Below are 13,048 nucleotides of genomic sequence, written 5' to 3'. Positions count from 1 at the left end.
GCGGGGACGGCCGGTCCGCCTGGGGGCGGGAGTGTTCCCGTAGCCATTGCCGTCACATCTCCCGTTCTACACTGCCGACCCAATACATCCTATTTCGGACACGCCGCCGGAGTTTTCGTCCCCAGTTGCCGCGATTCAGGACCGCTCCAGCTTACGTCGTACAACGTCGGAGGGGCCGCTCGGGTGCCCGACCGGGCCCGGATGTCGTGTACCCCACGCACCAGGCCCCGCCGTACCCCACGCACCAGGCCCCCGCCGCGGTGCGCGCGGCGGGGGCCTGGCCGGTCCGGTCGGACCTCGTCGGGGGCCGAACTAGCGTCCGGTCTCCTTCTCGTAGGCGGAGACGACTTCCTCGGTGGGTCCGTCCATCAGGAGTTCGCCCTTCTCCAGCCACAGGACCCGGTCGCACGTGTCACGGATCGAGCTGTTGCTGTGACTGACGAGGAAGACCGTGCCCGCCTGCTGGCGCAGTTCGCGGATCCGCTCCTCGGAGCGGATCTGGAACGCGCGGTCACCGGTGGCCAGCGCCTCGTCGATCATGAGCACGTCGTGGTCCTTCGCGGCCGCGATGGAGAAACGCAGCCGCGCCGCCATGCCGGAGGAGTACGTGCGCATGGGCAGGGAGATGAAGTCGCCCTTCTCGTTGATGCCGGAGAAGTCGACGATGTCCTGGTAGCGCTCCTTGATCTGCTCGCGGGACATGCCCATCGCGAGGCCGCCGAGCATGACGTTGCGCTCGCCGGTCAGATCGTTCATCAGCGCCGCGTTGACGCCCAGCAGCGAGGGCTGGCCGTCGGTGTAGACCCGGCCGGACTCGCAGGGCAGCAGGCCGGCGATGGCGCGCAGCAGGGTGGACTTGCCGGAGCCGTTGGAGCCGATGAGGCCGATGGCCTCGCCCCGGTACGCGGTGAAGGAGACCCCGCGCACCGCGTGGACCTTGCGCACGCCCGGCGCATCGCCCTTGCGGCGGACTATCTTGCTCAGCGCGGCGGTCGCGCTGCCCTTGCCGCCGCGACCGGCGTTGACGCGGTAGACGATGTGCACGTCGTCCGCGATGACGGTGGGGACGCGCCCCTGGGAGTTGTCAGCCACGGCCGTAACGCTCCTCAGCCTTCCAGAAGTACACGAAGCCGCCGAGGCCGATCAGCACGGCCCAGCCCACCGCGAAGGCCCACACGTGGGGCGGCAGGTTGCTGCTGGAGTAGTCGTCGATCAGCGCGAACCGGACGAGGTCCATGTAGATCGCCACCGGGTTCCACAGCAGCACGTCGCTGATCCAGGCCGGCTGGTCCTTGAGGTACGCCGCGATCGGGAACATGACCCCGGACGCGTACATCCACGTACGCATGATGAACGGCATCAGCTGGGCGAGGTCCGGGGTCTTGGACCCCAGCCGCGCGAAGATCATGGCGAGGCCGACGTTGAAGACGAACTGCAGCGCCAGCGTCGGGATCACCAGCAGCCAGGACAGCCGCGGGTAGTTGCCGAAGCTGACGGCGATGACGAAGACGACGATCATCGAGTACAGCAGCTGCTGGAGCTGCTGGAGCGAGAACGAGATCGGCAGCGAGGCGCGCGGGAAGTGCAGCGCCCGCACCAGGCCCAGGTTGCCCGAGATCGCCCGGACGCCCGCCATCAGCGAGCTCTGGGTGAAGGTGAAGACGAAGATGCCCATCATCAGGAACGGGACGTAGACGCCGGGGGGCATCTCCTTGCCCGCGCCCAGGATGAGGCCGAAGATCAGCCAGTAGACGACCGCGTTCAGCAGGGGGGTCGCCACCTGCCAGATCTGGCCGAGCTTGGCCTGGCTGTACTGCGCCACCAGCTTGGCCCGCGAGAAGGCCAGGATGAAGTGGCGCCGGCCCCAGAGCTGCCGCACGTACTCGGGGAGGCTCGGCCGGGCGCCGCTGACCGACAGTCCGTACTTCTTGGCGAGCTCCGCGGGGGTCAGACCCTCGTCGGCGGACGGCGGCTTGCTCATGGCGAGGGCGCCGTCGTGGGTTGTGTCACTCACAAGTGCAAACTTTCGTCTTCAAATGCGGCAGGAGGGGTCTCGCGTCCAGGGGGACGGGCGTCGGGACCGACGCCCATGGTCCCAGATGCGAGCTGGTCAGATCACCGGCGGGCGACCCAGCCGGGTCAGCCGCCACACGGTCCGCCACTTCATGGGGCGCCGGGGACCGCAAGGGGTCGCCCAGCCTTCCCTGAACCCGCCGAACCAGGCCTTGAGCGCCGGTACCGAGGGCCTGCGCAGCAGCGTCAGCAGCAGCCAGACGCCCAGGTAGGCGGGGACCAGGGGGGCCGGCAGGTTGCGGCGGGCCAGCCAGACCCGGTTACGGGCCACCATACGGTGGTAGACCGCGTGCCGGGAGGGGGCCGTCGTCGGGTGCAGCAGCACCATGTCCGCCCGGTAGTCGATCAGCCACCCGGCGTCGAGGGCGCGCCAGGCCAGATCGGTCTCCTCGTGCGCGTAGAAGAACTCTCCCGGCAGCGGTCCGACCTGCTCGAACACATCGGTGCGGACGGCGTTCGCGCCGCCCAGGAAGGTGGTCACCCGGGAGGACCGCATGGGGTCCGAGGCGCGCAGCCGCGGCACGTGCCGACGCTGGGTGGCGCCGGTGTCCGGGTCGGCGATCCGGAAGCTGATGATCCCCAGCTCCGGGTCCTCGGCGAAGGCCCGCCGGCACAGCTCGGCGGTGTCGGTGCGCTCCAGCAGCCCGTCGTCGTCGAGGAACAGCAGTACGTCCACGTCGTAGCCGTCGCCGCCGTCCCGGCCGAAGGCCTCGATGCCGACGTTGCGTCCGCCCGGGATGCCGAGGTTCTCCGGCAGCTCGACGGTGCGCACGCCCTCGGGCAGGCCGGTGAGCTCGACGCCCTGGCCCACGACGACCACCTCGACGGCGTCGCCGTCCTGCCGGGCGACGGAGTCCAGCAGGGCGGCGAGCTCGTCGGGCCGGTTGCCCATGGTGATGATCACCACGCCGAGCCGCAGCGGTGCCGCGCTCACGGGCGCCCTCACTTCAGCCTGCTGGAGGCGAGGATGGACACCAGGTGCAGCACCGTCTGCAGCAGCGCGATGCCGGCCAGTACGGCGACACCGAGCCGGGAGAAGAACAGGTCGCCGCGGATCTGGTCGGCCACGGCCAGCGCCAGGATGAGCAGGGACGCCTCGATGCCCAGGACCAGCCGGTGGAACTTCAGCGCGGCGGCGGCCCGGCGGGCGAGCGCCATGCCGGCGGAGCGCGGCTCGGCCGCCGCGTCCTTGACCACCGGCTTGCCGGCCTGGTGCCGGGCCACGCCGACCAGGTCGGTCTCGGCCTTGATCAGGATCGCGCCGAGCGCCGCGAGGGTGCCGAGGAAGGCCCACAGCCAGTCGACGCGCCCGCCGCCCCACAGGTCCGAGGCGCGCAGGCCGAAGCCGACCAGGACCGCCGCGTCGCACAGGTAGGCGCCGACCCGGTCCAGGTACACCCCGGCGAGCGAGTACTGCTGCTTCCAGCGGGCGACCTCGCCGTCGACGCAGTCGAGCAGCAGGTACAGCTGGACCGCGACCACGCCGAGTACGGCACCCCACACGCCCGGCACCAGCAGGGCCGGGAGGGCGAGGACGCCGGCGAGGGTCATCACGTAGGTCAGCTGGTTCGGCGTGACCTTCGTGGTGACCAGGAGGCGGGTGACGCGCAGGGAGATCTCGCGCATGTAGAGGCGCCCGCCCCAGTGCTCCCCGCTGACCCGGTCCTTCACGCCCGCCGGGTGCACGACGGGCCGGAGTTCAGCTACGGATGGTCTTGGCATAGTCGGAGTAAGCGTCCCTGATCTCGGCTGCGGACAGGTTGAGGTGCTCCAGGATGGTGAAACGTCCCGGACGGGTCTGGGGGGCGTACTCGACGGCCGCGACGAACTCGTCCGCGCTGAACCCGATCTCCTCGGGCACCACGGGCAGGCCGTGGCGGCGCATCACCTCGGCGAAGAGCCCGGACTGCTCCTTGGCCCCCCGCAGGTACATGGCGAAGGCGGCGCCGATGCCGACCTGCTCGCCGTGGAGCGCGGAGCGGCCCGGGTAGAGCAGGTCGAAGGCGTGGCTGATCTCGTGGCAGGCGCCGGAGGCCGGGCGGGTGTCCCCGCTGATCGACATGGCGATGCCGGTGAGGACGAGGGCCTCGGCGAGCACCGTGAGGAACTCGTCGTCGCCGCAGCCGCCGGGGTGGCGCAGCACGGACTCGCCGGCCGTACGGGCCATGGCGGCCGCCAGGCCGTCGACGGTCTCGCCGGTGATCTCGTGGGAGAGCTCCCAGTCGGCGATGGCCGAGATGTTGGACACGGCGTCGCCGATGCCGGAGCGGACGAACCGCACGGGTGCGTCGCGGATCACGTCGAGGTCGATGACCATCGCGATCGGCGTCGGGACACCGTAGGAGCCGCGGCCGTTGTCGTTGTCGAGGGTCGCCACCGGCGAGCAGATGCCGTCGTGGGCGAGGTTGGTGGCGACGGCCACCATGGGCAGCCCGACCCGCGCCGCGGCGTACTTCGCCACGTCGATGATCTTGCCGCCGCCCAGGCCCACCACGGCGTCGTAACGCCGTCCCTTTATGTCGTCGGCCAGCTTGACCGCGGAGTCGATGGTGCCGTCGACGACCGGGTACCAGTCGGCGTGCGGCAGTACGGGCTCCAGCTTCGCGCGCAGCGTCTGGCCGGAGCCGCCGCTGATCGCGATCGCCAGCTTGCCGGACGCCGAGATCCGCTGGTCGGCCAGGAGGCCGGCCAGGTCGTCCATGGCGCCGCGGGTGATGTCGACGACGACCGGGGAGGGGATGAGCCTGGTCAGTACTGGCATGCGATCGTCCGGCCCTTGGCGAGGTCGTCGTGGTTGTCGATCTCGACCCACTTGACGTCGCCGATGGGGGCCACGTCGATCACGAAGCCGTCGTCGACGAGCTGCTGGTAGCCGTCCTCGTAGTAGAGGTCGGGGTCGCGCTCGAAGGTGGTCCTCAGCGCCTCGGCGAGGGCCTCGGCGGCCTCCGGCTCGATGAGGGTGACGCCGATGTACTCACCGGAGGCGTCGGAGGGCTCCATCAGCTTCGTGATCTTCCGCACGCCCTGGGCACCGTCGACGACGACCTTCATCTCCTCGTCGGCGAGGTGCTTGACCGTGTCGAGGGCGAGGATGATCTTCTGGCCGTTGCCGCGGGCGTCGAGCAGGGTCTTCTCGACGGAGACCGGGTGGACGGTGTCGCCGTTGGCGAGGATCACACCCTGCTTCAGGACCTCACGGGCGCACCACAGGGAGTAGGCGTTGTTCCACTCCTCGGCCTTGTCGTTGTCGATCAGCGTGATCTTGACGCCGTACTTGGCCTCCAGGGCCTCCCGGCGCGCGTAGACGGCTTCCTTGCGGTAGCCGACGACGATCGCGACCTCGGTGAGGCCGACCTCGGCGAAGTTGCCCAGGGTCAGGTCGAGAACCGTCAGGCTCTCCTCGTCCCCTTCGGGGCCGACGGGCACGAGGGCCTTGGGCAGGGTGTCGGTGTAGGGACGCAGGCGGCGTCCGGCACCGGCCGCGAGTACAAGGCCGATCATGCTGGTTCTCCTTCGTCATGTACGGCGGGTGCTCCGGAGGAGACCCAGAAGCGGATGCTCTCCACGAGCACCACGAGTGCCACGTACACGGCCATGGCCGTGAGCGCGACGGGGAACGCGTCCCGGGGAAGGGCTGCGGCGAGGACCACGGCCAGCAGGACCCGGCCCTCGTGGCCGCCGGTCGCCCGCACCAGCCAGCGCGGGGGCGCGCCCGAGCCGCCCCGGATGCGGTAGACCGTGTCGTAGTGATGGTAGGCGACCGCCGCGACCAGTCCGAATGCCGCGGGCAGGGCCCCGGGGACGTCCGCCTTGGCGGCCAGCACGAGGACGGTGACGTACTCGGCGGCGCGGAAGAGCGGCGGGATCAGCCAGTCGAGGGTGCCCTTGAGGGGGGTCTCGACGGCTGCGCCCGCGAAGACGGCGTACGTCAGGGCGGTGGCGATCAGCCAGGGGGTGCCGTAGTCGCGGGTGACCGCCGCGCCGACCATCAGCACGGTGCCCAGGGCGGCCATCAGCAGCGAGCTGTAGCCCTGCCCGCGGCGCGCGGGGCGCGGCGGCCGGGACCAGGCGAGGACGCCGGAGTCGGCCAGGTCGGCGAGCGCTTGGGCGGCCCGGTCGGTGCGGGTCGCCTTGCGGGTCAGGGAGCGCAGCACCCGGCCCGCGGTGGTGTAGAGCGCACCGAAGGCGCAGCCGATCAGGAGCGCGTAGAAGACGGTCCGGGGGGTGGTGACGGCGGTCAGCACCGCGATCATCGCCCAGCGCTCACCGATGGGGAGGATGATCATCCGGCGGACCCAGACGGTCCAGCCGACGCTGTCGAGCCGGTCGGACAGGGCCGCGGTGGGGCTCGTGTTCGCCGTCGCGTCGTGATTGGCCTCGTTGAAGGAGAAGTCGACGACGTGCCGGCAGGTCATGAGGATCATGGCGCCGAGCGCGAGCGCCCAGACGTCGTCGCCGTTGCGGGCGGCGCCGAGCGCGAGGCCCGCGTAGAACGCGTACTCCTTGGCCCGGTCGAAGGTCGCGTCGAGCCAGGCGCCCATCGTGGAGTACTGCAGCGAGTAGCGGGCGAGCTGCCCGTCGGTGCAGTCAAGCACGAAGGAGACGAGCAGCAGCACACCGGCGGCGACGTAGCCCCAGCGCTCGCCGGTGGCGGCGCAGCCGGCCGCGATCAGCGCGGTGATCAGCGAGGCGGTGGTGACCTGGTTCGGGGTCAGGCCGCGGCGCGCGCACCAGCGGGCGATGTAGCGCGAGTACGGGCTGATGAAGAACGTGGTGAAGAAGCCGTCGCGGGACTTCACGGCCGTGCGCAGGCGTACGGCCTCCTCGTCGACGGCGGCGACGGCGGCGGCCTCGTCGGCGCGCTCCGCCTCGGTGGCGGGGACGGCCGCGACCAGGGTGCCGAGCTCGGGGTGGCGCACGGGGGTGCCGGCGGCCTCCAGCGTGGCGGCGAGCTGGTCGGCGTACGGGCCGGACGCCTGCCCGGCGGGGGCGGCGGCGGCCTTGTCCAGGGCGCCGCGGGCGGCCGGCTGGACGGTGAGCGCGCCGGTGACGGCGCAGGCCTCGAAGCGCGGGTCGGTCAGGGCCAGGCGCAGGGTGTGCACATGGCCGACGAAGGCGCTGTCGACGACGGCGACGCGCTGGTCGGCGGGTACGGCGGCCAGGGCGGCCGCGGCGTCGGCGGGCTCGGGCACGGACCGGACGTCGAAGCCGAGGGAGCGCAGGTCGCCTTCGAGCGGTGATCCGGGAACCGGCAGGCCGGTGAGGATGACGGTCGGCAGACGGACTCACTCCTTGGAACGGGCGCCCCGTGGGGGCGGGCGGCACGTCGGCAGAGGCTATCGGATGAATGGAAGCGGGGGTTCACCACCCGTTTACGGCCCGATAAGCCGACGATTCCGGAGCCTGCGGCCAGGCCGCGATCATCATCGGTGATCGCAGCGATGTTCGACAAACCGCACCGGTGTTACGGTTGATCGCGCACGTGAGCCGCGTGCGCGTTCCGCGAGCGTGAACCGCGTCACCCGGAACGAGCCGGAACGAGACCGAAGGAGGTGGGTCGATGACCGTCGTGATGTTCGCCGCCCCGCGCGGCGAGGACGACCGCCTCATCCCCATCCTCCGGGCACCCGGCCGGGCCTGATCATCCGCTGATCACCCCCTGTCGGCCGGGGCCCCCTTTCTCAAGGGCTCACGTTGACCGACCACCTCACCCACGCCTTCTTCACCCTGCACGGCGGCCTGCCCCGGCAGGGCCCCGGCTCCGACGGCACCACCCGTCACCTGCTCTCCCTGTGCGGCCCGCTGCCCGAGCGGCCGCGCGTCCTGGACCTCGGCTGCGGCCCGGGCCGCAGCGCCCTGCTGCTCGCGGCCGAGGCGGGCACGGCGGGCGCGGACGTCACCGCCGTCGACCTCCACGAGGGCTTCCTCGACGAGCTGCGCGCGGCCGCCGGGGCCGCCGGCCTCGCCGACCGCGTCCACCCCGCCCGCGCCGACATGGGGAACCTCCCCCACGAGGACGGCTCCTTCGACCTGGTCTGGGCGGAGAGCTCCGCCTACGCCATCGGCTTCGACACTGCGCTGCGGCGGTGGAAGCGGCTGCTGGCACCGGGCGGCACGCTCGTGCTCACCGAGTGCGAGTGGACGGCGGACGAGCCGTCCGCCGCCGCCCGGGCCTTCTGGGACCGGCACTACCCGCTGCGCTCCACCGCCCGCAACATCGCGGCCGCCCAGGCCGCCGGCTACCGGGTGCTGGGCGTGTACCGGCAGCCCGACTCCGACTGGGACGCCTACTACGGCCCGCTCGGCGAGCGGGCCGGCGCCGCCGACCCGGCCGCGCCCGGCATGGCCGAGGTGCTGGCGGCGACCCGTGAGGAGATCGCCGTACGGGCCGCGCACGGGCACGAGTACGGGTACACCGGCTACGTCCTGCGTCCGGTGACCGCCGGGGACGGTGACGCCTGGCCGGCCCGCCCGGAGTCCGCCGCCGACGTGGCCGCCGTACGGGCCGTCGATCTGGCGGCCTTCGGGACCCCGCTGGAGGCGGACCTCGTCGACGCGCTGCGCGCCGACGCGGCCTGGCTGCCGGGGCTGAGCTATGTCGCCGAGGGCCCGGACGGGTCGGTGGCGGCGCACGCGCTGCTCACCCGGTGCACGGTCGACGGGGTACCGGCGCTCGCGCTGGCCCCGGTGGCCGCCGATCCGGCCCGGCAGCGCTCCGGCGCGGGCAGCTCGGTGGTCCGGGCGCTGCTCGCGGCGGCCCGGGAGCGCGGGGAGTCGCTCGTCCTCGTGCTCGGGCATCCGGAGTACTACCCGCGCTTCGGATTCGTGCCGGCGTCACGGTTCGGGATCCGGGCGCCCTTCGAGGTCCCGGACGAGGCCCTGATGGCCCTGGTCCTGGACGACCGCGCCCCCGTGCCGGCCGGCACCATCGGCTATCCGGCACCGTTCGGCGTCTGATCGCGCCGTCCGCCCGCCGCCGCGTCTACCACGCGGCGGCGGGCGGACATGCGCGGATCTCCGAAGTGGGGACAAGCCGCTTTTGTACGGCAGACTGAAGGCCGGAGTCCGAATCGAAGGATGGTTATGCCGACCACACCAGCCACCGCCGCGAACAGCGCGGCCCACGGCACCGGCACTCAGGAACCGATCATGCTCGAACTGGTCGACGAGTCCGGCAACACCATCGGCACCGCGGAGAAGCTCGCCGCGCATCAGGCGCCCGGGCAGCTGCACCGGGCGTTCTCCGTGTTCCTCTTCGACGAGCGGGGCCGGCTGCTGCTGCAGCGGCGGGCGCTCGGCAAGTACCACTCCCCCGGTGTGTGGTCGAACACCTGCTGCGGGCACCCGTACCCCGGGGAGTCGCCGTTCGCGGCCGCCGCCCGGCGCACGTACGAGGAGCTGGGGCTCTCGCCGTCGCTCCTCGCCGAGGCGGGGACCGTCAGCTACAACCACCCGGACCCCGATTCGGGGCTGGTGGAGCAGGAGTACAACCACCTTTTCGTGGGACTGGCGCAGGGTGCGCTGCGGCCGGACCCGGAGGAGGTCGGGGAGACCGCGTTCGTGACCGCCGGGGAACTGGCGGAGCGGCACGGGCAGGCACCTTTCTCGGCCTGGTTCATGACCGTGCTGGACGCGGCCCGGCCCGCGATCCGCGAGCTGACCGGCGAGGGCGCGGGCTGGTAGGAGGCGCACCGGCGGTAAGCAGGGGCCTCGGCTCGCGCCGATCGGCTCACGCTGATCGGTTCGCGCTGATCGGTTCACGTTGATCAGTTCGCGCTGATCGGGAGGGCCGCCCAGATCACCTTGCCGCCGGTGGAGGTGTGCTCGACGTCGCACACCCCGCCGGCCTCGCGGGTGATCTCGCGCACCAGCAGCAGGCCCCGGCCGCCGGTCTGGCCGAAGTCGGCCTCCAGTGCCTTGGGGCGGTAGGGGTGGTTGTCCTCGACGGCCACGCGGACCCACTGGCGGCCGATCGCGACCTCCACGGCGACCTCCGGCGAGAGCAGGGCCGCGTGCCGCACCGAGTTGGTGACCAGCTCGGAGACGATCAGCAGCAGTGAGTACACCAGGTCCCGGTTCGCCGCCGCCACGCCCTGGCGGCCCAGGAGGTCGCGGACCGCGCGGCGGGCCTGCGGAACGGATTCTTCTGTCGCGGGAGCGGTGAACCGCCATGCTCCCTCATAGGTCAGGGGATCGGCCGGGATACCCGGCCCATGCCCCTGAACTGGCGGGACGCTCCCGCTGCCGTCCATCTTCCGGCCCCCGTCTTCACGCTCGATCGTCTCCACGCGTCCAGAGTGGGGACCCGGCTGGTCGTGACCGGACCGCTGACCACAAGTCAGCGTCAATCGGACGCTTTCTGATCGGACGCGTTCCGACCGGTGGCGTATGACAGCGTCAGTTGTCCGAGGATCCGATTCCTCCCCGCACCGCAGCCACTGCCTTGATCACGGGATCCGGCCGACCGGCCCGGTTTCCGGCGCGGATAGCATCCGGCCCATGGACGCGCAGCTCTCGTACACCGTCACGGACGGGGTCGCCACGGTCGTCATCTCCCACCCCGCCAAGCGCAACGCCATGACCGCCGCGATGTGGCGGGAGCTACCGCCGCTGCTGGCCTCCCTGGCGCCCGACCCCGCGGTGCGGGCGCTGGTCCTGACCGGGGCCGGCGACACCTTCTGTGCCGGCGCCGACATCTCCTCCCTGACCGGGGACGACGACCCGCAGGCCCTGTCCGTGGCGGCGGAGGAGGCCCTGGCCGCCTTCCCCAAGCCGACGCTGGCGGCGGTGCGGGGGTACTGCGTGGGCGGCGGCAGCCAGCTGGCGGCGGCCTGCGACCTGCGGTTCGCGGAGGAGGGCGCGTCGTTCGGGGTGACGCCGGCGAAGCTGGGCATCGTCTATCCGGCGTCCTCGACCCGGCGGCTGGCGGCGCTGGTGGGCCCGGCGGCCGCGAAGTACCTGCTCTTCTCGGGCGAGCTGATCGACACCGCCCGCGCGCTGCGGGTGGGGCTGGTGGACGAGGTCCTGCCGACGGGCGGACTGGACCAGCGGGTGGACGCGTTCACGCGGATCCTCACCGCCCGCTCGCTGCTCACGCAGGCGGCCGCGAAGGACTTCCTGTCCGAAGGGCCCGACCGGCAGGCCCACTGGGCGGCGCAGGCGCGCGGCAGCGGCGACACCGCCGAGGGCGTCGCCGCGTTCCTGGAACGCCGGGCCCCGCGGTTCACGTGGACGGCGTGAACCGGGCGCCCGTGCGGACCACCGCGGACTACCGGGGGCTGAACCGGCTCCTGTCCCGCCACTCCTGGACGATGTCGGCCGGCGCCTTCTCGGGCGAGCCGGCGTCGTAGGGCGGCTGGGGGTCGTACTCGGTCAGCAGCTGGATCGACTGCGCGAGCCGGTCCCCGCCGATCCGGCCGAGCAGGGTCAGCCCCATGTCGATGCCCGAGGAGACCCCGGCGGCGGTGACGTACTTGCCGTCCGTGACCACCCGCTCGCCGGTGGGCTCGGCGCCGTACCCGGTGAGCAGTTCCAGGGCCAGCCAGTGGCTGGTGGCACGGCGGCCCCGGAGCAGCCCGGCGGCGCCGAGCAGGAGCGAGCCGGTGCACACGGAGGTGGTCCAGGTGCTGGTGGCGTCGGTGGCGCGCAGCCAGTCGAGGATCACGGGGTTCTCCATCTGCTCGCTCTGCCCGGGCCCACCGGGTACGACGACGATGTCGGGGGCGGGGACGTCCGTGAGCGCCTTGGTGGCGACGAGGGAGAGCGAGCCGGAGTCGTTGGGGACGGGACCGGGGGTCTCGGCGACGAAGACGGTCTCGGCGCCGGGCAGGCGCCCGAGGGTCTCGTAGGGGCCGACGGCGTCGAGAGCGGTGAAACGGTCGAAGAGCAGGATGGCGATCTGCACGGATCTTCCCTCCGGGTTCGGTGACGATCGGTTCGGTTGTCGATGGGTGTCGTACGGGGCCGCGCCCCTCACACGTCGGCGGGACCGGCGGGACCCGCAAGGGGACGGTGGCCGAAGCGGCGGCGGTATTCGGTCGGGGACTGGCCCAGGGTCCGGACGAAAGCGCGGCGCAGCGCCTCCGGAGTGCCGTAGCCGCAGGCCCGGGAGATCTGGGCCACGCCGTCCCCGCCCGCCTCCAGCAGCCGGCGGGCGTGTTCCACGCGGACGCGTTCGACGTAGCGGCCCGGTGTCACCCCCGTCTCGGCCTGGAAGGCGCGCGCGAAGTGGCGCGGGGAGAGCCGGGCCCGGGCGGCCAGGGAGTCCACGGTCAGGTCGGACTCCGGGTGCTCGGTGATCCACTGCTGGACCTCGCGGAGCGGATCGCGGCGCGCCGTCTGCGCCTCCAGCTGCGCGCTGAACTGCGCCTGGTTGCCCGGCCGGTGGAGGAACACCACCAGGTACCGGGCCACCGTGAGCGCGATCTCACGCCCGTGGTCCTCCTGGACCAGGGCCAGCGCGAGGTCGATACCCGCCGTGACACCGGCGCTGGTGGAGACCGGCCCGTCGCGCACGTAGATCGGCTCGGCCTCCACCCGCACCTCCGGGTAGTCCCGGGCCAGCTGGTCGCAGGCCCTCCAGTGGGTGGTGGCGCGCCGCCCGTCGAGCAGGCCCGCCTCGGCGAGCAGCAGCGAGCCGGTGCACACCGAGACCAGGCGCTCCGCACGCCCCCCGTACGTGCGCAGCCAGTCGGTGACCCGCGGCGCGGCGTCCGCCCGGTACGAGCCGCCCGGCACGATCAGCGTGGTGCCCGCCCCCGGCACACAGGCCTCCAGGGCGCCGTCCGGCACCAGCGTGAGCCCGCTGCTGGTGCGGACCGGCGCGCCGCCCGGCGCGGCGGTCCGGATCCGGTACGCCGGCTCCGGAGCACCGGCCAGCTGACCCGCCCCGTTGAACACCTCGACCGGGCCGGTCACGTCCAGGCTCTGCACGCCGTCGTAGAGGACGACGAGCACGTTGTGCACTCCCATGACT

General features: G+C 72.4%; 13 protein-coding genes. 3 read left to right on the top strand and 10 right to left on the bottom strand.

What is annotated here, in order from left to right; genetic code table 11:
• Window positions 1-312: 312 nt before the first annotated feature.
• From ACZ6KO_RS03130 to ACZ6KO_RS03100, 7 genes are all read right to left on the bottom strand, one after another.
• A complete protein-coding gene (locus ACZ6KO_RS03130; protein ID WP_469299247.1) occupies window positions 313-1,092 on the bottom strand; it encodes an ABC transporter ATP-binding protein in 780 nt (259 codons plus the stop codon).
• Window positions 1,085-2,014 (bottom strand): ABC transporter permease, encoded by a 930-nt coding sequence (locus tag ACZ6KO_RS03125; RefSeq protein WP_469299245.1) that lies wholly within the window; start codon window positions 2,012-2,014, stop codon window positions 1,085-1,087. Before ACZ6KO_RS03125 ends, ACZ6KO_RS03130 begins: the two co-directional genes overlap by 8 nt.
• Window positions 2,015-2,110: 96 nt before the next feature.
• Window positions 2,111-2,965: a glycosyltransferase family 2 protein gene (locus ACZ6KO_RS03120; RefSeq protein WP_469301500.1), complete on the bottom strand. Its 855-nt coding sequence runs from the start codon at window positions 2,963-2,965 to the stop codon at window positions 2,111-2,113.
• Window positions 2,966-3,015: 50 nt separating this feature from the next.
• Complete coding sequence (locus ACZ6KO_RS03115; RefSeq protein WP_469299241.1) at window positions 3,016-3,795, bottom strand: CDP-alcohol phosphatidyltransferase family protein; 780 nt, start codon at window positions 3,793-3,795, stop codon at window positions 3,016-3,018.
• Window positions 3,773-4,834, bottom strand: a complete 1,062-nt coding sequence (locus tag ACZ6KO_RS03110; protein ID WP_469299239.1) for an iron-containing alcohol dehydrogenase family protein — start codon at window positions 4,832-4,834, stop codon at window positions 3,773-3,775. The genes ACZ6KO_RS03115 and ACZ6KO_RS03110 overlap by 23 nt, the downstream gene beginning before the upstream one ends.
• Window positions 4,822-5,574, bottom strand: coding sequence for a phosphocholine cytidylyltransferase family protein (locus ACZ6KO_RS03105; RefSeq protein ID WP_469299237.1), 753 nt, complete (start codon window positions 5,572-5,574; stop codon window positions 4,822-4,824). The genes ACZ6KO_RS03110 and ACZ6KO_RS03105 overlap by 13 nt, the downstream gene beginning before the upstream one ends.
• Entirely contained in the window at window positions 5,571-7,352 is a 1,782-nt protein-coding gene (locus tag ACZ6KO_RS03100; protein ID WP_469301498.1) for a DUF5941 domain-containing protein, read from the bottom strand. Before ACZ6KO_RS03100 ends, ACZ6KO_RS03105 begins: the two co-directional genes overlap by 4 nt.
• Before the next feature lie 415 nt (window positions 7,353-7,767).
• Here ACZ6KO_RS03100 and ACZ6KO_RS03095 point away from each other — a divergent pair, with 415 nt between their 5' ends.
• Window positions 7,768-9,030 (top strand): GNAT family N-acetyltransferase, encoded by a 1,263-nt coding sequence (locus ACZ6KO_RS03095; protein WP_469299234.1) that lies wholly within the window; start codon window positions 7,768-7,770, stop codon window positions 9,028-9,030.
• Between the two features lie 126 nt (window positions 9,031-9,156).
• The gene (gene idi, locus ACZ6KO_RS03090; RefSeq protein ID WP_469299232.1) at window positions 9,157-9,756 is read left to right on the top strand and encodes an isopentenyl-diphosphate Delta-isomerase; all 600 of its coding nucleotides are present in this window, start codon (window positions 9,157-9,159) and stop codon (window positions 9,754-9,756) included.
• Window positions 9,757-9,839: 83 nt separating this feature from the next.
• Here the strand turns inward: idi and ACZ6KO_RS03085 are convergent, their stop codons facing one another.
• Window positions 9,840-10,361, bottom strand: a complete 522-nt coding sequence (locus ACZ6KO_RS03085; RefSeq protein ID WP_401454597.1) for an ATP-binding protein — start codon at window positions 10,359-10,361, stop codon at window positions 9,840-9,842.
• A gap of 211 nt (window positions 10,362-10,572) precedes the next feature.
• On the opposite strand from ACZ6KO_RS03085, the gene ACZ6KO_RS03080 reads away from it, so the two are divergent.
• Complete coding sequence (locus ACZ6KO_RS03080) at window positions 10,573-11,313, top strand: enoyl-CoA hydratase/isomerase family protein (protein WP_469299229.1); 741 nt, start codon at window positions 10,573-10,575, stop codon at window positions 11,311-11,313.
• A 28-nt stretch (window positions 11,314-11,341) separates the two neighbouring features.
• Here ACZ6KO_RS03080 and ACZ6KO_RS03075 read toward each other — a convergent pair whose 3' ends face one another.
• Both ACZ6KO_RS03075 and ACZ6KO_RS03070 read right to left on the bottom strand, forming a co-directional pair.
• Complete coding sequence (locus ACZ6KO_RS03075; RefSeq protein WP_469299227.1) at window positions 11,342-11,977, bottom strand: DJ-1/PfpI family protein; 636 nt, start codon at window positions 11,975-11,977, stop codon at window positions 11,342-11,344.
• A gap of 68 nt (window positions 11,978-12,045) precedes the next feature.
• Complete coding sequence (locus ACZ6KO_RS03070; RefSeq protein WP_469299225.1) at window positions 12,046-13,044, bottom strand: GlxA family transcriptional regulator; 999 nt, start codon at window positions 13,042-13,044, stop codon at window positions 12,046-12,048.
• Window positions 13,045-13,048: the final 4 nt, after the last annotated feature.

It is taken from the genome of Streptomyces sp. NPDC042102 (genome assembly GCF_055582305.1).
This window is presented reverse-complemented; position numbering and strand designations above follow the sequence as displayed.

What these genes read in the sequence shown, in the direction of transcription:
- ACZ6KO_RS03115 (WP_469299241.1), bottom strand. Translation starts at nt 3,795, where the DNA reads ATGCCAAGACCATCCGTAGCTGAACTCCGGCCCGTCGTGCACCCGGCG.
- ACZ6KO_RS03110 (WP_469299239.1), bottom strand. Translation starts at nt 4,834, where the DNA reads ATGCCAGTACTGACCAGGCTCATCCCCTCCCCGGTCGTCGTCGACATC.
- ACZ6KO_RS03080 (WP_469299229.1), top strand. Translation starts at nt 10,573, where the DNA reads ATGGACGCGCAGCTCTCGTACACCGTCACGGACGGGGTCGCCACGGTC.
- ACZ6KO_RS03070 (WP_469299225.1), bottom strand. Translation starts at nt 13,044, where the DNA reads ATGGGAGTGCACAACGTGCTCGTCGTCCTCTACGACGGCGTGCAGAGC.
- ACZ6KO_RS03120 (WP_469301500.1), bottom strand. Translation starts at nt 2,965, where the DNA reads ATGGGCAACCGGCCCGACGAGCTCGCCGCCCTGCTGGACTCCGTCGCC.
- ACZ6KO_RS03105 (WP_469299237.1), bottom strand. Translation starts at nt 5,574, where the DNA reads ATGATCGGCCTTGTACTCGCGGCCGGTGCCGGACGCCGCCTGCGTCCC.
- idi (WP_469299232.1), top strand. Translation starts at nt 9,157, where the DNA reads ATGCCGACCACACCAGCCACCGCCGCGAACAGCGCGGCCCACGGCACC.